Genomic DNA, 21,709 nt, shown 5'->3' on the forward strand with positions numbered 1-21,709 from the left:
ACAGTATACTTACATTAGCAATATGATGTAACAGAAATTACAAACAAAAATATTAGCGACAGCTATTTAACCTTGGTACAAGAAAGCGACTATACAAAAAACACAAGGGAGATGAATGGACTGATCAATCACATCATAGCGTGGCGGTTATCTTTTCTTGTGTATAGGTTCTTAGTCGGGCCACTTGTACGAATACATCTAATTGCCCACGCTTTTTTAATTATGTACGACAATAAAGAATTTATAAATCTGCCAATAAGCGGACTTGAAGTAAGTGATTATTTCAAGGAAAAATCCAAGCAGATGGGTTTTTATACAATTAAAGAAATAACTGATTTAGGATGGGGAAAAGTTCTGAAAATGGATCACTTCTGCTATGACTGGTTCAACGAGTTGGTTAGGCTACTAAAGAGCAAAGGTTTATTAGATCTTCTTGAAACGAAATAGCCATAAATCCCAATGGCCATACTTTAAGCTGATCCTTGAAATTTGTATCAATAAAATTTATAAGTAATACTAGCGAGAAGCGTATTCTTTTTACGATACGTGCAGGAACGTCATTTTTTGGGCCAAAGATATTTCTCATATACTGCGGTGATGGTTTTTTTGTTCGCGCAGTTCTAATATGTCTTTCCGTAAATGTGTAGAGGTTAGATTTAAACTTGGTTTTGATAACATGCGATTCAAGCATTATCCTGATCAGGAAGAAAAGCTCTTCCAGTGTTGCATTAATTTCAAAATAAAAGTTGGGAATTAGGCCATTCTTTGTGTTTTGGTAATTGGGAAAATGAACAGCTCTCATACGTTCTATAGTTTCCAATTCCCTCCTGATAGAGCCGCTTATCGATTGGCCAATTGGCATTACATCTTTATTATAGCCATGTTTGCATTCAGGTCGAATATTCTCAATAGTTTTCAGTAATGCAAGCAGCTCTAACTCCTGATCTTCATAAGGCATGTTTTGGGATGCCACTTTTGCCGAATATTCCAGCATAAACTCATAAAATGCAAGTGGGTTGAAATCATATCCTATGAGCAACTTTATAAGTTTTAAAGTATTATCTCCTTCCTTTGGTAAATTGGTCAGCGAATTTAATTCGTTCGCAAGGATGACCATATAGTTAAACTGATGCCAATCTTTTATTTTCGGGTTACTGGCATCGTAAAGGAGCCCCAGGTACTCTGTGACAATTTCAATCAAGCTATAGTCAACATTGCCTTGCTGTAAATTCCAAATGATCAGGTTACTTTGACTTCGTGCTCCTACATTGTTATGTATTTTCCAAAGTGGAATATCCGCAGTGAAGTTAAAATATTCTGAATGAATATTTTGGAGGAAATCTAAAACCTCGATTGTTTCGGGGCCAATCTCCCCAAATAGTTTGATACTTTTTAACAGAGAAGCGCAATCAGTCGTTTCATTCTTTTTGAATAAAACAAAAATATCGTTTGAAAATGTAGTCAAATTCTTTTGCAGGCCCTTTATGAATATAGAGAGCTTATCGGATGTATCGTGTTCTTCTATTTGCTCTTCAAGGCTTTCTCGAAAAGCGCTCCAACTATTTCTTAATAATGTCGCGTGGTTTTCATCAATGCCATTTGCAAAATCGAGGTTTTTAAGTTCACCTAAAATTTCGGTAAAATTTCTTAGTTGTGAGATTAATTTTTGCAAAACAGTTTCCTTTCACAATGTTTTCTTAAGCGTTAGACATCTTTACTCAACCAGCCAATTATAGACATGCCTTAAATATTTGGAATGACTTTAGTTTTGTATTAGTAAATATCACAAAAATGAGGAATAATTGAAAATTTATTTTTGTCAGGTAAAATAGCCTTCTAATTCATAAAGAAGCCACATATTTTCACAATGTGACACTTTTCCATAAGAATTATGTCATGTGTTTTTTTCATTAAATGTTTGTTACTTGCCAAATAATTAACGATAATTTAACATGGATGCTCTAATAACGAAACTAGAATCTCTTAATACGGCTACAAAAAGAACTGTTGATCTCCTGAAGACACTCTTTATAAAAACAGAATTTAAAAAGGGATGGATGTTCGGGAATGGCACCTGGCAGTCTGTACCAATGCTATATTATATTTCAAGTGGACTGGTTAGGGGATCAGTTGAGGTTAAGGAGGAAAGTTATACCCTTTGGATGCTCGAAAATGGATTTTTGATTCCAAGCAATGGCTTTCTTTCACAAAAAGGCACATCCGAAACCATCGAGTTTTTGAAACATACACAAGCTTATGTATTAAATCTTATGAGGGCAGAAAAACTAGCTAAAGACGATCAAAACCTCTATAAGATGCTTTTAGAAATTTATGAGGAAAATCTTTTAGATGGCCGTAAAAGAGAATTAATGTTACGCATTCCCAATGCGAAGAACCGATTAGAATATTTTAAAAAAAATAATCCTGAACTGGAAAAGGTAATGACTGATGAACACTTAGCTCAAATGCTCAGGATAGATAAAAAATATTACTATAGTGTTAAAAAAAGACTCGCTAAATAAATTTCATGTTTTCTCTTCTGTTTTTACATGGGTTGTCTTAATCCTTGTTTATACCCATTTTTGTTTATTTTCACACAAAATCGAAGTTAGATTTCAAACCCTAAACAGGTTAGAAATAATCCTAAAGTTTTCTTTTTTGCCTATAGTTTTACGGTCAATCGTCTTCTAATTTTACATCTTCAGCTACTCAGATATGAAAAAGGAAGATGTTATAAAAGTCGTTGCCATAACCATAGCTTGTCTGTTTTCTTATGCAGCACTGAGCAAATTGGCAGATTATGAAAAGTCACATGGTGAAATGATGAACCAGGTATTTCCTGGGTGGATAGCTGGCATTCTTGCTTGGATCATCCCTGCGGTTGAATTGATCCTAGCCATTCTGCTCGTTATCCAGGTTACAAGCAAAAAAGCCCTATGGGCATCTTTAATTCTCTTGTCATTATTTACAGTTTATATAGCAATCGTAATGACCGGTGTTTTTGGCAGGGTACCTTGTAGCTGTGGTGGCATTTTGAAAAACATGAGTTACGGAGTGCATCTAATTTTTAATCTCTTTTTTGTATTACTCGCCTCAATAGGTCTTGCCATTGACAAGGGTTGGACAGGATATAACAGATTGTTAAACCTCAAAAAAAGAAAGGATTCCATACAAAGCAGTGTTTAGATCATCCCGCAGAAGCAGGGCTTTATCTGCAAAATGAAAACTTAATAAATCATCCCGAAGACCTAAAGCCCAAGTGGTCTGAAAGAAAAAACCTATTGCACTAAAAATAAGGGTGCAATAACAATAATTACCATTATGGAAAAATTTAAAAATGCGCTTAAGAGCGTGAATATATTCGGATTATTAGCAATTACACTAATTGCATTTGCTACAATGGCTTTTACACCATCGAAAAATTTGGCCACAAAAAAATATGGTTATAATCCTTCTACCTCTCAATGGGTAGACATTACTGGCTTACAGCAATCTGATGAATTGAATACCAGGGATTATAAATGTAGCCAAAGCCAAACCACTTGTTCTGCTGAGTTTGAAGTAAATCCAAATACAAACCCAGGAGCTATTCCATCAAATATCGTTCTTGGAACTTTTGCCCTTGAATAATCAAAAAAGTTAAAGCCATTAACGTCATTAATGGCTTTAACTTTAATTCATTAATTACCTCTCATTTTGCTCAATTCCACTTCCATCTATTTCATTTTGAGGGATGGGAAAAGTATATTTTAAACTTTGTGGTAACAGTGTTAAAGTTTGATTATTTAACTGCCTAACCAATGTCTTTGCATGCAGGCTGTTTTGGTTTAATCGCCTCAAATCCGCCCATCTTGTACCTCTGCTTATAAGCTCTTTTCTTCTTTCCATTATAATTATATCTAGTGCTTGCTTTTGATTAGAAGCAATGTAAGGTATATATTTCCCGGTCCTCCATCTGGTTTTAAGAAGCAAGTTTAAATCATCCATAGCTCCATTTAAATCATTATTCCAAGCTTTACTTTCTGCTCTGATTAAAAACATTTCATCGGTAGCTAGACCTGAAAAAATAGTCGCTGTATTTGAATATGTACCTTTAAAGTTAATATTGCCATTTCCATAGTCACGTAAAAAAATTAAACTTCTAAGATCATCGACATGATAGCTTTTTATTATTTCAGGATTAACATTCAGCGATAAAGAACTCGCAAAAGAATAACTTGGCATAAATCGATGATAAAGGATTTCAACATTATCTGATGCTATTGGTCTTGGTCTTGTAGTAATTAAATTATTAAAATCCATTAAACCAGGTGATTGGATTATGCAATAGTCTGATGCTTCTAAAGCTTGGTTATGGTTACCCATTGAATTATATATTCTTGCCAACAAAGCTTTAATCGCAATTTTTCCTGATCTTGTCAGGACAGTTTGTCTAACTGGTACTAGGTTGAATGCTTCATTTAAATCATTTACAATTTTTTTATAGCATTCATTTAATTTCCCTCGGCCTGGCCGTTCATTAACGTCTGAACTAAGTTTCAACGGTATTCCTAACTTATAAGCAGCAGTCGCATCATTATACGGTTGTGCAAACTGTTGTGCAAGTTCATAGAACGCAAAAGCTCTTATGAATAATGCACTACCTCTAATTCTATCATATTCAATTTCATTAGTGTTATTTCTTGTAATTTTTTTTAATCCGTCCAGAACTACATTTGCGTAAAAAACCTGTTGATATGGAATATTCCAATCTGAACTTATGTCCCCTTCAAAGATGTCACTTTTCCAGGTATAGGAATTTCTTTCTGCGGGAGAGATAAATGACATAAGTGTTTCGTTATTCAATTCATAGTCATCTGCTGCTACTGCATTTAAGCCAATACCACGGTTTACAATATTGCTATTATCCAGCAGCGCTTGCATATCTGTTAAAGTAGTAGGCACTAACAACTTTTGATCAGGCTTTATTTCTAAAAAATCCTTTTGGCATGAAATTAAATTCATAAATAGTGGTAGGATTAGTATTAAATGTATCTTTTTCATAACTTATTTTTTTAAAAATCCACTTTAAGTCCTATCGCCAATGTGAATGGCGTATTGCCATATTGGTTTTCAGGATCTTTAACCATATCTGTTGCTTTCCAGATGATACCTAGATTAGTAGCATATAAATAGATTAGGGCAGAACTAAATGGATATCTGTTTTTATTTGATTTTAACAAATTGTAATCTATCCGCAAATCTTGAAATCTGATGTTATCTGCCTTTTCAACTAGAATTGTAGAAAAGGAATAAAATGCATCACGATTGCCGTTACTTACAACAGGTATTGATGGAACGTTGGTACTAGATTCATCACCGGGATTTTCCCATCTTATTGCATAGTCACCGCTATTTGAATTTAAACCATAGGTGTTCCCATAGGCTACAGAATTTCTTCTGAAATAATGACCAAACTTAAAACCAATATTAAAGCTTAGGGAGAAGTCCTTAACGGAAAATGTATTGCGTAAGGCACCAAAGTTTGTTGGTCGTAAACTTCCACTAAAAACCATACTTTCAATAGTAGTTCCATTTAAGATCGCCAGATAATCATTGCTAATTTCTCCATTTAATATACCCTGAGGGTCGCCTGTTTGAGGATTTAGGCCTTTCCAATCGTAGCTGTAAAATGAAAACAAAGGCCTTCCTGATAAAGGCAAAATACTCCCTGAACGTATATAACTATTAGCGGTTGGTGTTACTGGATAGTCTTTAACCTTTTCATTAACGTGACTATAGAAAAAATCGGTACTCCATTTAATAAGTCCGCTAGTATTTTTTGATGATAAATTTATATCAATTCCATTTGTTGCCGTGGAGGCTGCATTTCCTCTAAATAAACTGATACCCGACGATGGCGGAAAGGGGGTGTCACCAATGAGATCTAAACCCTTTTTATTATAGTACTCCAAGGTACCACTTATGCGATTGGCCTTTGTTGAAAAATCAAGTCCCGTATTAAATATTTTAACTCGTTCCCATCTCAATTCAGGATTTGGTGGGTTAATAATAGTTGCATAAGGTAATTGATATAAATTAACTCCAGAAATTGCAGCAGTCGTAAAAGCAGATACAGATTTATTCACGCTTCCGTTATAACCATAAGTTGCCCTGATTTTAAGCAACGGAATTAATTCACTGGTGTAAAAACTTTCGTTGTTTATGTTCCAACTAACACCTGCCGACCACAGTGGAACTCCTTTTTGATTTGTTTTTACCCCAAAAAGATTACTTTGATCAATACGCCCACTGGCAGAAATAGTATACCTCCGGTCGTATGAATAAGAGGCATTTGCATAGTACGAACGAAAACGATCATTAAATAATCCAGTATTATCAATATTAGGAATTTGCCCTTTTCTTGAACTATCGTAATAAAATGGAAATGTATTAGTTACATAATCAACCACGCTATTATTTGCGTGCTCTATATCATATCCGTAATATCTAAAAATTCTGTTGTTAGTTTTAGTATCACGTATTTCGTATCCTGCTATTGCATTGACCTCATGAAGGGCATTGAATGCTTTGGCATAATCAATCTGACCCCTTAGCGTATGATTTATTGAACTTTGGTCGTTCATATCTAAGATTCCACCAAGCGGAACCGGTCTTATAACTTTACCTCCGGTAGTTTGGGTGTAGCGATTGATCAAATCCCTTGTAAAATAACTGTCTTGGCTTCTGAAATCTTTTCCTGTGGATGAAATATCTGTGAACTGGTAAAGAACTGATGCTGACAATCCCTGTAAGATGTTATACTTTAAGGCTGAGCTTAACCTTATGTTTCTCCGTTTAATGGTATTGTCCGCAATATTTATTTCATCCAGTGGCTTGTAATTCCAATCCAACAAACCGTTCTGACTAGCTGATTTTATAAAATTAGCACTGAAATTTTTAACTATTGCCAAAGCATTACCCTCTGCATCTGCTAGTTTTGCATAAGGATAAATATCATTTCCTGCTATTGTGCCGTTAATTATATCGCTTGGTCCTCCATTATTATTGTTGGTATTATTATAAATAAAGTTCAGGGAATTCTGCATTTCCAACTTGTTATTAAAAAAATTAATGGAGTTCCCTGCGTTGATAGATACTCTATTATAATCATTGCGTCTTAAGTTTTCTTTGTTTCTGTCCAATCCACCTGATACAAAAAAAGAATTATTATTTCCACCACCTCTCAAACTGAGGGAATATTGTTGGTAAACACTGTTCTGGTATAGATATTTTTCTAAATCCCTTCGAACGTCATATTGCTTAAATGCTTCTATTTCTGCAGCAATTTGAGTTCCTAATGAAGGATTATTTCGTTTTTGTAAAAGAAGTTCGACAACGGGCGTTAGGGGTTGAAATCCGGTTGTTATATTAGCATTATAAAAACCTTCATTAAAAAGACGTTTTTCGATATCAATGTAATCTGAAGATGACAAGGTTTTTCTCGCGTATAAATCAGGAATAACACCAATGGTAACATTTGAATTAAATGATATTTTTACAGGAGTGTTGAGTTTCCCTTTTTTGGTAGTTATTACGATAACACCATTACCTGCTCTTGCCCCCCAAATAGAAGCTGCCGCTGCGTCTTTTAATACAGTGATACTCTCCACATCATTTGGATTGATATCCTGTAGGTTACCATCAAAAGGAAAATTATCAATAACAATTAGTGGCTCTGCATTGCCAAAAATTGTGCTTTGTCCTCTAATACTAAGTTGACTATTGCCTGTCTTATTAAAAGAAAGTCCAGGAACCACATCTTTTAAGCGGTCAATTATGTTCGTACTTACACTTCGATCGATTAGTTTATTGTCGATCTGAACGAATGAGCCTGTTGCCCTTTCCTTTGGTAAAACCTGATAACCAGTTGAAACTACGATTTCCTGTAGATTATTTTCAGATGGAACAATCTCAATTAGCAAAGGAGATTTAAATGGTTGTGTTATTTGCTGGGACTGAAACCCTATGAAAGAAACCTTTATTGTATCGCTTGTACGAACATTCAAGAAGAATTTCCCTTCACTATTACTAATGGCAACTCTGCTAGTCCCCTTAATTTGAATAGATGCTCCAGGAATAGGGCTTTTATCTACTGATGATATGATAGTTCCATCAATTGGTGTTTGAGCCGATACATTCCTAATAAAAGCGAGCAATATTACAAAGAGTATATATTTTTTCATCATTAAAGTTTTTAGATCAATTAGTTTTGGTTGATTTTTGCTTATCTTCTATAATGAGTACATCGGTGATATAGTCGTCCACTTCGAACTTTAAGTCATATTTAGAAAGGCTCTTGTTTAACTCCGTGAGGTCTGAAAGTTTAGCATCAATCTTTAAGTCTACTGGATCGTTATAATTGGTGCCATCTACAATTGGATAAGGAGAGTTTTGCATAAACTGTACCTCCATTCTCACTGTCAAAGCTGTCAAGGGGCTGTTTTTCATTTCGAAACCTAGAGGAGAAAACTCCATTCTTATCGGTCCGCCCTTAGTTTTTATCATATCAACAGCTGACGTTCTTTTAAGAACCATACATTTTACTTTTCTTTTTTCAGCTTTGGTGGTGTAGTCAGGAAATAAATTGTTAAGATCTTTTTTCATTATTTCATACATTCCTAATGAAAGATTTGGGGGAACAACTAACTCATAACAATACCCATTTCCATTTTTTAACCAGTCAAGATATTCCATTCCTCTTTTTTCACTAACCAACAAAGTGCTATCTACTACATTTAAGATGCACCTGCTTAGGCCGTAGTACTTATTATATCCTCCATAGGCAATTCTGAAAATTTGTAATAGCGAAGTATTTTTTGAATTAACCTTTCCCTGAGAATTACTGTTTAAAGATGTACGGCTATATGTTGATGCAATTCCCTCTGTAAACTTTGTTAGTATTGAATGGTAGACCAGGTTTGATCCGTCTCCGCCATTACCATTAATTAGGAAAGGTTTATTATTATCATAAGCAACTTTAAAGTCACTTTTTTTAGCCATTTGGGAGTTTCCTAAAAGCATTTTCACAATGTTCTTACTATCGATTTCCTTGCTTTCTGTAATCGCTTTGACTACTCCATCTGGATTAATCCAGACATAGTGTGGCAAAGTTGTATGAGGAAACAACTTATGCAATTTTTTATCTCCAAATACAATAGGTAAATTATAGTGCTTCTTTTGTTGCTGTTCTAATTTTGAAAGAAAAGGTAGTGCTACTTTCTCACTTTGATAGGTGACCGACAAGAATTGTATTTTATTTCCAAATTGTTTTTGAAGCGTATCCATTTTAGGGATCATAGCAACACAGGGACTACACCAGGTTGCCCAAAAATCAATGATTAGAAACTTGCCTTTGAAATCCGAAATCTTAGCAGAATTTGTTTTGTAATTATGAATATAATTAATTCTAATATCTGGAACTTGTTGGCCAATCTGAATACCTTTTGTTGTAATATCAATAGCCTTATCATCCTGGGCTTTAACATTATAACACCCAACAATATGGGCAAATAGACAAATAAGTATATATGTTTGTGTCTTAGGGAAAGGCAATACCAGTCCCTTACGATGTATATCGTTCATTTTTTTGATTAATTTTAGGATTTAATACTAGGTAGGTTTGATCAGAAATATAAAGCAAAGTGACTGCGATCCTCCCTGGTTAAGGATGCCGCCACCCGCTATTATTAACTACCTAGTCAGGTGCTTTGATTATAAGCTTATAGCGGTTTTTAATTGAGCAGCATTGCTCGATTCGAACCACTGGATATAAAGAAACCCATATCGGCGCAGGTCTCTTTTGCTCATTTCTGAGTTCTGAAAAACCGACTCGTAGATACAAAAGAGTACCTGCGCCCAAAAAGGGTGTTAGTTGAATTTTATTTAACATATCTCAAATTTCTAGTGTTTTTCAGAACCTTGAAACGAGAATATGCTCATTAACACGATGTTACAACGCGAATATAACGAATATTACTCAATACTCAAAACTTTCTTTAAAATAACCTTTAATGCGTTTTAAATATTCCATTATTTGTTGACGATGCATAAAAGAGGTATAATAGAAAAGGTAGGGGATAATTTATTTTATTTAAAAAAATCTGCTAACGTATCTTTTGAAAAAATTGCATTAGCTACTGATATATCACTTTCGCATGTTAGAAATGCTTGTAGTGGGGAGGCCAATATAACAATCGCATATTTAGAAACTTTTGCAGCCTTTTTTGGGGTGACCGAAGCGGCTCTCGTCTCTGAAACTAAAAATTTTCCTTCGAAGGAGAGCTTACAAAAGAACATTCAAAACTATTTACTAGCTAAAGGATTCTCAACAACTTTCAATTTCAAAGAGTTAGGTCCCACTTTGTTAGTTGAAAATTATTTATTAAATTCTTCAGCTAAGGAACCAGTTTATGCGTTTCAAATTAAGGAAGCTATAAATAACCAACATCAAACAAAATACAAAACAAACGATATTTCTAGAGTTCTAAATAATTTATCAGAACAAGGGCTGCTTACTAAAACAGATACTGGTAATCCGAAAAAACCAAAATACCATTTAAATTAAGTAGTAGTCTCAGAGCGATAGTTTTCAATTCGCTCCAGACACATTTTTTTTGTAATTTCTATCATTTTACCAATACGCAGATTTAGCTCTTGAACATCATGAAGTGAAATCTCATATTCTTTTTTATACTTACCACCAATGTAAGCACGATTTAATAGATCAAATAAATTTCGTTCATAACTATCACGGTATTTGGTCGGAAATATTTGGTCTAGTTCTTCAGAATAACCTTTTACTGATCTTCTGTATTTCAATAGGTTATGTAGCTTTGGTTTATTCCCAGTAAACACCAACAAAATTGTACTGTACAAAGACTCAATTGTGTTAAACAAATTCCAGGCTGTTAAACTCTGTCGAGTATTCCTTTCAATGTTTCTCTGTAATGAGTTCTGAGCGCTTGCATAATGCTCTTCTGCATTGAAAAGCCAATAGTCATAATACTCAACTGAATTTTGTAACATTTGAGCCATCGAAATCGGCTTTGGTTCTCTTAAAGTTGTTTCACCTAAATCGTATAATAAAATTCCCTCATTATAAACAGGCACCATAAAATAGTCGCCCTTCTCCAAAAGTTGATTAATATGGTCTATGTCATACATGAAAAAGTTAATATCTGGTCTAACTTTTAACCTTTTTTCCAACTCGTTTTCCAGTTCAAACTCTTTAACGTTTGTTTTATTAGTGATTATGATTAAGTCATAATCACTAATATAGTAGTACTTAATCCCGCCTTTTATGTAAACGTCTTCGACGTAAGCATTTTTCACATAGCTTCCATAAAGAATAATCTTGTCTGGATTAACAAATTCCTTAATAACTTCTACAATGCTATTAATCTCATTTATCTTAGCTTCTGGCAAATCCGGGAGAGTTATTTTCATACCATAAAGATACAGAATTGGTCACAGAAAATAAAGAAGACCCATTTTTGGAGTTAAAACTGGTAGACCAAAAGTTACAGCTCATATTTTTTCTCCTTCATCTCCTTGATTTTTTTCCTGGCAGCTTCATCGGCTTTTTCTAAAAATAAGTTACACCGTTTTAGTATGATTCCTAATTCATTAGACGAAGCATCAATGTTACCTGTATAACGCACTTTATTGAAGCTATCCGTAAGTGTCGTGAAAAGTTCTAAATCTTCAATATTTGTTCTTGGAAAAATTTCGTCTGGGAAACTTAAGAAGCTACAACATAGATCCATCAAATGACCAAGGCTGTTTCTATTTGGTTTAAAATCTATGAAAACTTGTAGTAGGCCAAGACAGAGCTGTTCTAATCCTTGGTTGAACATGGAGAGTTGCGCTGGTAGAGATTCGCCACTAGACAAGTCATTTGCAGATTCAATAAAGCTTTCGGCATTGCTGTATCTGTTATACCAATCTACCAAAAAGCGGTCGAGTTCGTTTTGGGTATATTGCTCAATGTATTGTATTTCTCCAAGGAGTTCGGCAAGATCATCACCATTGGAAAAAAGTGTCAATCCATTTTTTAAAGCGCCAAGCAGAAAACGCTGATGCATTTCCAATCCTTTTTGGACTTGCTTTTTTGAAAGTACAACAAAGGAATACTTATCGGTGTTCTCTTCCGAGTTATTCATTCCCTGGAGATTATATAACTCTTGTTGTAAATCATTTTCTGTAATAATCAACAGATCATATTTCTTTATTATTCTGCAAGTTTGCTCTGTGACTAGGAGAAGTTCATTCCTATCGACAGTGCATATCTTTTCTCCAAAACAAATAATGTATTGCACACCAGGAATGTTTTTGATTTTGTCAATGGTAGATTCGGCATTTAATTCAGTTGTAACCAATTCGGTTGTTAAACACTCGGATTCGGTTCTTTGTCGTATTTCTAAATTGGGGATTTGACCAGTAAGGCTAATTTCTTTTTCTACAGATAAAAGTGTACGCTCAAAGATTTGCAATGTTGCATCATTAATTAAGTCTGCTTTGTGCTTAATTTTCATCAGCTTTTCCTTATTGATCGCAAATCCGTGTTCGTATCTGACCTCTAAATATGCCGAGTCCAATTGATCAAGCAAACGGTTGTCTGATTCATTATTAACATCAAAGACATTTGATAATTCCTGGTGAAATATCGAAACATATTTTTGATGTAATCTTATGGAGTGTGTAACCTTATCTTTTCCCATAGTTGCAATTTCAATTGCCCTATAAGACAATTCTATTTGCTGGTGCAGCATAAAAGCGGCCAGTGCAGTATATCCTTTGTCTATACATGCTGTGGCGGTATCTTTAAATTCGTTTACTTTCTTTAATTCGTGCTTAAATGATTTTTTGGCATCCTGCAACATCTTTTCTACGTCTAAGTCTTCGGTAAACAATATGTTATTGCAAGTTGGCCGGTTATAAAATTGACGTTTAGGGTTACAAGCATCATAAAAGAATAGATTTCCTCTTTTTATGGCTTCCTTTACATGTAGAAGTTGATTAACCAGGTAATTGTATTCTGGGTAATCCAGCATTATTGCATCTACCAAAGGCATTATTTCAGTGATATGCTTTGTATACATGTTAGAGACAATTACAGTTATCAAATTTCGGTCACCAGTTAGTGTATCATTGATCTTTACGTAAACCTGCTCAATCATAGCAATATTGATCAACTTACTTGTTATGGCAATTAAATCGCCATTCTCTTTTATAATTTTATAGTTCTCATCCATAAATTAAATGAATAGCTTAGGTGTTATTTTGAATTTATCCTGAGTTTTATTTTTCGTGCCTTGACGTCTATAATGGCATCTTTTTCGCTCATTTCAGTTATAATTTCCTTGCGCCAATCGTCATACAGAAATACTAAAAGTTGGTATCGTCTTTCACGGCTTGGTTCTCCCTTTAACCGCTCTAAGAGTTCCTTTAGATTCTTAATGTATTCTTTATGCACTTCTTGAGCTGGTACAAGCCTATGATTAAAAAGGTGACTATGACCAATTGTAAACTCAGTTGCAATCATCTTAATATCTTTCTTAGTGCTAATTTTTTCAGGATTGTCTTCGATATTAAACCCAGCACAAAACAATGAGCTATTGAAATAAGGGAGCGAAACGTTATCGATGAATGCCTGAAGAAGTTCCTCAGGTTTCAAGTACAATATATCACAGGCTATTTCAAATTCGGGTGCTATATATATATTAATGTCCATAATCTACAATTGTATAGTTTGGATCATGTCCTTTTAATTCTTTTCTAATGGACAGACACTTATCTCTCCATTTACTAATTTCCTGTCTCAATAGTTGCTCACATTCTGGTTGCTCTATTTCCATTTTAACAATTAAAACTAATCTCTCGTGGAAATCTTCATCATTGATTTCGTCAATTAGATCTTGTGTTTCCTCCGTATCGCAGGTTTTTGAATTTTTAAGGAAAAATCCTGTTCGCATCCCCGTCGGGTCTTCGGGATGTACGCTCATTTGCCAGGGCAGGGATATGCCATTCAAATAATATTGTATAACCTTTGCTGGTTCACAGCTCATGAGCACGCACATAAGCTGAAAATCTTTAGGCAACTGAATTTTTATAGTTGTTTTCATATTGTGCCTTTTGGATATATGCTGGCATGCCAGTCGGAGATTATTTTTTTATATGAGTTTGAATTTGCTCCAAAACCATTAGCGATTAATTTTACGACTTTCTTCACTGGCTCAACATGCAATTTAGCTTTATGAGCGGCCTTCATTCCGTCAGTATTTAAAATCGTATTATGGTATTTTTTAAAGATCTGTGTTGCCTGTGAGTTAGCTGTTTCATCATGGCTAGTAATAAAGTTGTAGAGTGTGACATGCTTTATAAATGCATCTATTGTGTGGACCAACTGAATGTTGAATAGCTCGCTAACCGTCCGAAAATCCTCGGGCAGTTCGAGTTCTATGGTAGTTTTCATAGAGTAATATTTTAGTTTTCTTAATAATGGTTAGTTACCATCAAAATTCAGTTGCTATTTGTGAATTATAAAATCTATAGCTAACTAAAGAAATCCAAAAAAAAATAGGCTTATCATGTTGAAAATCTCATATTTTATCAGTGTTCGGATGAAAAAATCAGTTCTTATATAAAATATTCCTTTTATATGCATTTTTTATACAGGAATATTCTCCCGATTTTGTGTTTAAATTGGAGATTTAAACCCTAAATTTGTTTTATGCCCACGATAAAAAAGGAAATTAAAGTACATCATGGACGCAACATAAAGCGTTTCAGAGATATATTAGATATTAAACAGGAAACAATTGCCCATGAGCTTGGTGACAACTGGAACCAGGGTATGGTGTCCAGATTGGAGAAAAAGGAGACGATTGATAGACCAACAATTGAAAGAATAGCAGCTATTATGAAAATAGAGCCTGATGCAATAGAACGATTCACTGAGGATAATGTCATTCACAACATCAATTCTTTTTATGACAATAGTACTTTCAATTTTCAATGCACCTTTAATCCGGTTGATAAATTCTTAATTGCATTGGAAGATAATAAGTCACTTTATGAGCGACTGGTGTCAAGTGAACAGGAAAAAGTGAAGATTATGGAAAAATCCAACATAATGATCCAGGAGCTTATTAAAAACTTAAGTAAATAATTTCCCCAAAAAAATAGTGAAATTCAACCTTCAGTAAAATTTACCAGGTATAAACTCTTGGTTTAGATATAATATCTCTATGTTTGTTAGGAGAGCGTTAATTTGACGGGGGATTGTATTTTTATATAACCTCCGTCTTTTTCTATGCCTTAATTCTTTAATAAACGTTTGCCTAACAAATATATCACGAAGCAATTATTTGTGTTTGCTTTTTTTAGCTTGCTCAAATGCTTCATCGATCATCTGGGCAATAGAGGCTTTAATACGTTCCATACCTTCATTTGAATTAAGATCTATTTCGCAAAACTGTTCTTGTTTGCTTTTTCTATACAGCATAAGTAAGTATATTCCTGCTACAAGTAAAGCCGTTCTGGCCCGAATATCAATATCTGTGTTTTGAAAATCGCTATCTGTTAGTTTAAGAAAAATACTGCCGATCCGCTCTCTTTTTGCACTTATATCTGAGAGCAAGGGATTATCCTCACTGAGATGCCACATTAAAATATTTTGTTGCTCTTTATTTATGGAAAAGTTATCTAATTGGCCTAACAATAACGTTTTCATAAGTTCATTTGCATCACCGTTAGTATATTGTTTAACCAATTTTTCTGCTTGATCTTCATAGGCCAGGTAATAATCTTTCCCTTTAATGTAGGTTTCGATAAGTTTATCCACTGTTCCAAAACAATCGTACAGTGTCTTCCTATCGACCTTAGCTTTTTCAACTATTTTACCGATGCGAAGTCCTGTATAACCCTTTTCCTTAATAATTTCGCCTACAGCGGTTAATAGTTTGAGTTTTGTACGTTCTTTGTCCCTAATTGGTCCTGCATATTTCCTGCTTGGTTTGTCCATTTTTTCGACTAATTACCTATTAAAATTGCAAATTTTGCAGGAAATATCCAATTGATTTAATACAGTTAAAAAAAGAAGAGGAATAATGGGCGTTTTAGTATTACCGTTTAAACACCAAATTAGAAGAAATTATATACTAAAAGCGGTAAAACCCGCTGTTTTGTATCTTTAATTGATATAAAGTATATTTGATTAATAACTTGTTTCACTGGCAATTACTTAACGTTTTATTATTTATGAAGAAATGTCAATCTAAGGGTATGTCAATTCACAGGTCGCAAATTAAAATACTTGGGATCATCTTGCTATGTATATTTTTCATTAGCAATGTGCATGCACAACTTCCAATAAAGATAGTCAATGGAAAGGTAACTAGAGATGATGGAACTTTTGGGAAATTCCAAATCCAAAAGTATACACTTTTGATTGACAGTTTAAATAAAAAATTAAAGTTAAATCCCAAAGACACCACGAGCCTTTTTATACGTTCAGCCCTATACTTGTTTTCCAATGATGTGCAGTCAAAACCAAACCAGAGAGAGAAAGGTGCTTTGGAAAATCTTATTCTAGCAAAAGAGATGGTTGAAAATGCCGTTACATATGGTATGCAAGATCTTCGTTTAAAAATTTTGCGGGCTCAGATCTACAGAGAGCTAGTATATAGGTTTACTGGTGATGAATCCTGGATGTTTGACAGTAAACAAACTACAGTGCGTAGAAAGCAATTTAATAGTTATAAAGGGTTAGCGAATAAATACTATCAAGAGTTGGCTCTTTCTGATTCTAGTCGGGCTTACGACTATAATAAATTGAAAGTCAATGACGTATATCCTTTATAGACTAAAGTGTTTCAAAAAGAAACCTCCAAGCTATTTAGAAATAGAATGGGGGTTTCAGAATCAAATGAATTTATAGGTAATTGTAAAACTGAGTATGAAAGGTTACAATTAAACCGATAAATGCTAATATTTAAAGTTATTTTTTTCCAATTCGATAAAGGAATAGCATCCAGATACCGAAAGCAACCACGAATGCTGGAAAGGGATTTTCCATTGTTGTACCAGCCAAAAAAGCTCCAGTTCCAATTATACAGGTCAGGAAGAACAAAATTAGGTTTTTCATGATGCTAAAAATTAAGATGTTAAATTAATTAATTACACTTGAATGGTTTAGCAATAAACCATTCAAGTGTTTTTTTATGCTGCTTCCTTTAGTAATCTTTCTTTCTTCTTTTTTGCAGCTACCTTCATATCTAACCGCCTTAATAAGGTTACGACCTTAATTTGTACATCGTCTACGATATTCCAATCTTTTTCGATGTAAATATCGGTTGTACTATGCTCGCTATCTACATGGTTTAATGCCTGTGCTACATCGTCTCTGCTCATCCTACAGGAATTACGGGCTATAGTAGCAAAACTATGTCTTGCCCAATAGAGCGTAAGTTTTTCTATGTCCGTTATCTTTCTTAGCTGTTTCATTCCCATTCCCAGCGCTTTATTTAGACCATTAGAGTCCACATATCGGGTAGAAAGCTTTTCTACGTATTTTTCCAACAATGGTCTGGCTTCCTCAATGATTTTGATACTGATAAAGGCATCGTCCTTTCTCTGATCTTCGGTTTTTGATCGGTTATAATCTATCCTTCCGTTTCTAATATTTCTTTTTGTTATATGATAAAAATCTACGGCATTCATCCCGCACAAATAAAACGAAAGCATGTAAAGTTCCTTTGCCATTTCTGCCCGGCTTCCTGGTTTTGTTACGCAATCACGAATGGCAATTATTTGATCCAATGTGTTGTTTCTCTTTTTAGTTAGGGGAGTAGAACCAATTTTATACTTTTTAAAGGGATAATGCTTTATTCGGTTGATACCTAGGTCTTCATTATTGTACATATTTCGAGCAGCATTAAAAAGCGTTCGTAAATCACGCATGTGATTATAAAGACCACTATCTGACAAACCTTTGCTTGTTGTTTCTTTGGTGATATTCTTCTGCCCACTTTGACGAATCATTGTTCGCTCACTTCTCAAATAACGCTCATAGGAAACAAGCATATTTGAATTGATTTCAGTTATGGAAACAGCTTCTCTTTTAAAATAGTCAATTAAGCTGTTACGTATTACGCGATGATTATGAGCAGTACCCTTTTTTCCGTCCTTGTCGCTTTGGGCAATATGTTCCGAACAAAATTTGATAAAATCTACATCAGCATCTTTTTCGCGTAAATATTCGCTTAATGATTCTACATTGAAGTAGTTGAGCTTTTCGCCCAGTTCACTAATAATTCTTCGATAGCCTTTGAGTTGTTCATCGACTAGATCATTTACAAAACTGTCCTTGATTTTTAGTTTTGCAGTTACCTGTTTCTTGACTACATAGTGAACAGTATCGAAATACTTTCTTTGACTTTTGTGATGGACGCAGATTTTTACGTTATAGGTTCCATCTGTTTTTTTATGGTGTTCAAACACCTTGGCGCTAACAGTTGCCATAATTCTTTTAGGTTAGCACGCAAAACCGTAACTATTTCGTAACGTTTTTACGTGGAGTTAAACAAAAAATTATGTAAAACCTGCTTTCAGGGGCATTCCCGAAGGCATAGTTGCTGACAGTAATCAGCGCTAGAAAAAATAAAAAAACCGTCCTCAAATTTCTTTGTAGAACGGTTTTATAGTGGGCCCAGCTGGGCTCGAACCAGCGACCAAGAGATTATGAGTCTCCTACTCTAACCAACTGAGCTATAGGCCCGTACGCATTATTTTGCTACCTGCGTGAGGCAAATCTAAACAAAATTTTTAAGACCTAAACATCTTTTTTTTTCTTAAAAAATTTTTGAAAATTCTCTAAAACCTTTTCAAAATGTCAAGCTTAAAAAGCTCATTTTCAATTCTTTAGCCCGTAGATTATGAGTCTTCTACTCTAACCAGCTGAGCTAACGGCCCTGAAAAATCTTATTGATTTTGCGAATGCAATGTTACATATTTGAATCGAATTTTGGAAACAGTTTCTATGAAAAAAATAAAAAACATCATCTTCGATTACGGCAATGTTATCTTTGAAATAGACTTTAAACGGGCTCAAAAAGCTCTTATACAACTTGGTATCGAGAATATCGAAGACTTTTTTGCGCATAAAAGCCACCACGATATTTTTAACAATTTTGAGACCGCAGCCATCAGTCCGGCCGAATTTAGAGCCGGAATACGCGAGGCATCCTCAAATAAAGACATCACAGATGAGCAAATTGATGCTGCCTGGAATAGTTTATTGATCGGAGTTCCGGAAAATGTGCACGAAACCTTGTTAAAAGTGAAGGATAAATACCGCACATTTCTGCTGAGTAACACGAATGAAATCCATTACAACTGGATCCTGGATTATCTGAAAAGGGAATTCGATATGCCAGATAACAGCGGACTATTTGAAAAAGCGTATTACTCTCAAAAAATGTTCTTAAGAAAACCACATGTGGAGATATTTGAACAGGTTTTGAAAGAGAACAACCTCAATCCGGAAGAGACTTTGTTTATTGACGACAGTCCGCAGCACCTGGTTGGCGCAAAAGCAGCAGGTATGCAGACTTTATTGATGACAAAGCACCCGAAACACCTCGAAGAAGTATTAATGGAGCACGATATCCTTTAATGCCTCCCAAAAAAAACGTAAATTGCGGGCCTAAATAAAAATCCATCGCAATGACTGAACAAAAGTTTAAAACTCTGAAAGAATTCTATCCCTACTATTTGACAGAGCATACAAATTTAACCAGTCGTGTGTTGCATTTTATAGGAACAGGCCTCGTGATCCTTTCTGTATTTACAGGAATCCTGTTTCATGAATGGCGTTTCATTTTAGCGACGCCATTCCTGGGATACGGATTTGCCTGGATCGGCCATTTCTTTTTCGAGAAAAACAAGCCATCCACCTTCAAGTATCCGATGTTTAGTCTGGCCAGCGACTTTTTAATGTTCTGGGAATTGCTCTGCGGAAATCAGGATTTCAAGGTGAAATAAAATAAAGCAACTCCAATTATCTGCATAGAAAAACTCTATATCAGTATAGATATTTACAGTTTGATCCCGATAGGTATTATCCATAGATTTATAAAACACTTAAATCATCGTTTATGGAAAATAACAATACGAACAAGCGTAAACTCACTACTGCATCTGGCAGGCCTTATGCTGAACATGAAAACAGTCAATCTGTTGGAAGTCGCGGACCATTGCTATTGCAAGACTTTATTCTCCATGAAAAGATGGCCCACTTTAACAGGGAAAGGATTCCTGAACGCGTAGTTCACGCAAAAGGTACCGGGGCCTATGGTACTTTTAAAGTTACACACGACATCAGTACCTATACAAAAGCCAAAATCTTCGGAGCGATTGGCAATGAATGCAAAGTATTTTTAAGATTCTCTACCGTTGGCGGAGAAAAAGGTAGTGCCGATTCTGAAAGAGATCCACGCGGTTTTGCACTTAAATTCTATACAGAAGACGGAAACTGGGACCTTGTTGGCAACAACACACCGGTATTCTTCGTCAAAGACCCTAAGAAATTCAGTGATTTCATCCATACTCAAAAGAGAGATCCAAGAACAAATTTGAAAAGTCCAACGATGATGTGGGATTTCTGGTCGCTAAACCCGGAAAGCTTACACCAGGTGATGATCTTAATGTCTGATCGTGGCACCCCCTACTCCCTCCGTCACATGGATGGATTTGGAAGTCATACTTACTCCTTCATCAATAAAGAAAATGAGCGCGTATGGGTAAAATTCCACTTTAAAACACAACAAGGCATCAAAAACTTTACCGGTCCGGAAGCGGATGCCATGCGTACACAAGACATGGACCATTCCCAACGCGATCTGGTAGAGGCAATTGACCGCAAAGATTTCCCGAAATGGAACCTGAAAATCCAGATCATGACGGAAGCGGAATCTAAAACGTTTAGATGGAATCCTTTCGACCTGACGAAAGTATGGCCACATGGCGACTTCCCGCTGATTGATGTAGGCGTACTTGAATTAAATCAAATTCCGAGGAATTACTTTGCCCATGTAGAGCAGGCTGCTTTTGCTCCTTCTAATTTGGTAGATGGAATTGGTTTTTCGCCGGATAAGATGCTCCAGGGGCGTATATTGTCTTATGCGGATGCACATCGCTACCGTTTAGGGGTAAACTACGAGCAAATCCCTGTAAACGCTTGTCCTTTTATGGTGAACAATTACCACCGTGACGGACAAATGCGCATTGATGAGAATGGAAACGATGATCCGAACTACTACCCGAACAGTTTCGGGGATGTCATTCCTGATGAAAGCTATAAAGAACCAGCCTGGGAATTAGATTCTAACGTGGCCGATTGGTACGATAGAAATGCAGGTCCTGGTGATGATGATCACTATACCCAGCCAGGCGATCTTTACCGCAAGGTATTGAGTCCGGAAGACCGAACCAATCTGGTGAACAATATTGTTGGCGCGATGGGTGGTATTACCGGCCCTAAAAAAGCACAGATTGTCAATTTACAATTGTGTCATTTCTTTAGAGCAGACATTCAACTGGGAATGGCGGTTGCCAAAGGTCTTGGTGTTGATGTAGATCAGGCTATGCCGAAAAAACATTAATCCAA

General features: G+C 35.2%; 20 protein-coding genes and 1 tRNA gene. 9 read left to right on the top strand and 12 right to left on the bottom strand.

Features of this window, described 5'->3' with window-relative positions; genetic code table 11:
- Positions 1 to 397: 397 nt before the first annotated feature.
- The gene (locus R2Q66_RS06065) at positions 398 to 1,672 is read right to left on the bottom strand and encodes a hypothetical protein (RefSeq protein ID WP_316747110.1); all 1,275 of its coding nucleotides are present in this window, start codon (positions 1,670 to 1,672) and stop codon (positions 398 to 400) included.
- A 280-nt stretch (positions 1,673 to 1,952) separates the two neighbouring features.
- On the opposite strand from R2Q66_RS06065, the gene R2Q66_RS06070 reads away from it, so the two are divergent.
- From R2Q66_RS06070 to R2Q66_RS06080, 3 genes are all read left to right on the top strand, one after another.
- Positions 1,953 to 2,522, top strand: a complete 570-nt coding sequence (locus R2Q66_RS06070; RefSeq protein WP_316747111.1) for a hypothetical protein — start codon at positions 1,953 to 1,955, stop codon at positions 2,520 to 2,522.
- A gap of 193 nt (positions 2,523 to 2,715) precedes the next feature.
- A complete protein-coding gene (locus R2Q66_RS06075) occupies positions 2,716 to 3,186 on the top strand; it encodes a MauE/DoxX family redox-associated membrane protein (RefSeq protein WP_316747112.1) in 471 nt (156 codons plus the stop codon).
- A gap of 135 nt (positions 3,187 to 3,321) precedes the next feature.
- Complete coding sequence (locus R2Q66_RS06080) at positions 3,322 to 3,630, top strand: hypothetical protein (RefSeq protein ID WP_316747113.1); 309 nt, start codon at positions 3,322 to 3,324, stop codon at positions 3,628 to 3,630.
- A 54-nt stretch (positions 3,631 to 3,684) separates the two neighbouring features.
- Here R2Q66_RS06080 and R2Q66_RS06085 read toward each other — a convergent pair whose 3' ends face one another.
- Genes R2Q66_RS06085 through R2Q66_RS06095 form a run of 3 tightly spaced genes read right to left on the bottom strand, consistent with a single transcriptional unit; the run spans position 3,685 to position 9,624 of the window.
- Entirely contained in the window at positions 3,685 to 5,043 is a 1,359-nt protein-coding gene (locus R2Q66_RS06085) for a RagB/SusD family nutrient uptake outer membrane protein (RefSeq protein WP_316747114.1), read from the bottom strand.
- 11 nt (positions 5,044 to 5,054) lie between these two features.
- The gene (locus R2Q66_RS06090; protein ID WP_316747115.1) at positions 5,055 to 8,228 is read right to left on the bottom strand and encodes a SusC/RagA family TonB-linked outer membrane protein; all 3,174 of its coding nucleotides are present in this window, start codon (positions 8,226 to 8,228) and stop codon (positions 5,055 to 5,057) included.
- A gap of 13 nt (positions 8,229 to 8,241) precedes the next feature.
- Complete coding sequence (locus R2Q66_RS06095) at positions 8,242 to 9,624, bottom strand: TlpA disulfide reductase family protein (RefSeq protein WP_316747116.1); 1,383 nt, start codon at positions 9,622 to 9,624, stop codon at positions 8,242 to 8,244.
- 460 nt (positions 9,625 to 10,084) lie between these two features.
- Between R2Q66_RS06095 and R2Q66_RS06100 the strand changes: the two genes are divergently transcribed.
- Positions 10,085 to 10,606, top strand: a complete 522-nt coding sequence (locus tag R2Q66_RS06100) for a hypothetical protein (protein ID WP_316747118.1) — start codon at positions 10,085 to 10,087, stop codon at positions 10,604 to 10,606.
- On the opposite strand, the gene R2Q66_RS06105 is transcribed toward R2Q66_RS06100, so the two are convergent.
- From R2Q66_RS06105 to R2Q66_RS06125, 5 genes are all read right to left on the bottom strand, one after another.
- Positions 10,603 to 11,487, bottom strand: a complete 885-nt coding sequence (locus R2Q66_RS06105) for a nucleotidyltransferase domain-containing protein (RefSeq protein ID WP_316747119.1) — start codon at positions 11,485 to 11,487, stop codon at positions 10,603 to 10,605. The genes R2Q66_RS06100 and R2Q66_RS06105 overlap by 4 nt on opposite strands.
- A 74-nt stretch (positions 11,488 to 11,561) precedes the next feature.
- On the bottom strand, positions 11,562 to 13,295 hold the full coding sequence (locus tag R2Q66_RS06110) for a HEPN domain-containing protein (RefSeq protein ID WP_316747120.1): 1,734 nt from the start codon (positions 13,293 to 13,295) through the stop codon (positions 11,562 to 11,564).
- A gap of 23 nt (positions 13,296 to 13,318) precedes the next feature.
- Complete coding sequence (locus R2Q66_RS06115; protein WP_316747121.1) at positions 13,319 to 13,774, bottom strand: hypothetical protein; 456 nt, start codon at positions 13,772 to 13,774, stop codon at positions 13,319 to 13,321.
- Positions 13,764 to 14,165: a hypothetical protein gene (locus tag R2Q66_RS06120; protein ID WP_316747122.1), complete on the bottom strand. Its 402-nt coding sequence runs from the start codon at positions 14,163 to 14,165 to the stop codon at positions 13,764 to 13,766. The genes R2Q66_RS06115 and R2Q66_RS06120 overlap by 11 nt, the downstream gene beginning before the upstream one ends.
- Positions 14,162 to 14,515 (bottom strand): hypothetical protein, encoded by a 354-nt coding sequence (locus R2Q66_RS06125; RefSeq protein ID WP_316747123.1) that lies wholly within the window; start codon positions 14,513 to 14,515, stop codon positions 14,162 to 14,164. Before R2Q66_RS06125 ends, R2Q66_RS06120 begins: the two co-directional genes overlap by 4 nt.
- Positions 14,516 to 14,773: 258 nt before the next feature.
- Between R2Q66_RS06125 and R2Q66_RS06130 the strand changes: the two genes are divergently transcribed.
- Entirely contained in the window at positions 14,774 to 15,211 is a 438-nt protein-coding gene (locus tag R2Q66_RS06130; protein ID WP_222538793.1) for a helix-turn-helix domain-containing protein, read from the top strand.
- A gap of 195 nt (positions 15,212 to 15,406) precedes the next feature.
- Here the strand turns inward: R2Q66_RS06130 and R2Q66_RS06135 are convergent, their stop codons facing one another.
- Positions 15,407 to 16,066: a TetR/AcrR family transcriptional regulator gene (locus R2Q66_RS06135; protein ID WP_316747124.1), complete on the bottom strand. Its 660-nt coding sequence runs from the start codon at positions 16,064 to 16,066 to the stop codon at positions 15,407 to 15,409.
- A gap of 236 nt (positions 16,067 to 16,302) precedes the next feature.
- On the opposite strand from R2Q66_RS06135, the gene R2Q66_RS06140 reads away from it, so the two are divergent.
- Positions 16,303 to 16,905, top strand: coding sequence for a hypothetical protein (locus R2Q66_RS06140; RefSeq protein ID WP_316747125.1), 603 nt, complete (start codon positions 16,303 to 16,305; stop codon positions 16,903 to 16,905).
- Between the two features lie 357 nt (positions 16,906 to 17,262).
- On the opposite strand, the gene R2Q66_RS06145 is transcribed toward R2Q66_RS06140, so the two are convergent.
- Positions 17,263 to 18,564 carry a site-specific integrase gene (locus R2Q66_RS06145; RefSeq protein WP_316747126.1) on the bottom strand — a complete coding sequence of 434 codons (1,302 nt, stop codon included), beginning with the start codon at positions 18,562 to 18,564 and terminating at the stop codon, positions 17,263 to 17,265.
- Between the two features lie 182 nt (positions 18,565 to 18,746).
- Positions 18,747 to 18,820, bottom strand: a tRNA-Ile gene (locus R2Q66_RS06150).
- 261 nt (positions 18,821 to 19,081) lie between these two features.
- Between R2Q66_RS06150 and R2Q66_RS06155 the strand changes: the two genes are divergently transcribed.
- The 3 genes from R2Q66_RS06155 (at position 19,082) to R2Q66_RS06165 (ending at position 21,704) form a co-directional block, all read left to right on the top strand.
- Positions 19,082 to 19,717 (top strand): HAD family phosphatase, encoded by a 636-nt coding sequence (locus R2Q66_RS06155; RefSeq protein ID WP_316747127.1) that lies wholly within the window; start codon positions 19,082 to 19,084, stop codon positions 19,715 to 19,717.
- 50 nt (positions 19,718 to 19,767) lie between these two features.
- Positions 19,768 to 20,085: a DUF962 domain-containing protein gene (locus R2Q66_RS06160; protein ID WP_316747128.1), complete on the top strand. Its 318-nt coding sequence runs from the start codon at positions 19,768 to 19,770 to the stop codon at positions 20,083 to 20,085.
- A gap of 113 nt (positions 20,086 to 20,198) precedes the next feature.
- A complete protein-coding gene (locus tag R2Q66_RS06165) occupies positions 20,199 to 21,704 on the top strand; it encodes a catalase (RefSeq protein ID WP_316747129.1) in 1,506 nt (501 codons plus the stop codon).
- Positions 21,705 to 21,709: the final 5 nt, after the last annotated feature.

Source organism: Pedobacter gandavensis (genome assembly GCF_032677645.1).
Classification (GTDB): Bacteria; Bacteroidota; Bacteroidia; order Sphingobacteriales; family Sphingobacteriaceae; genus Pedobacter; species Pedobacter gandavensis_A.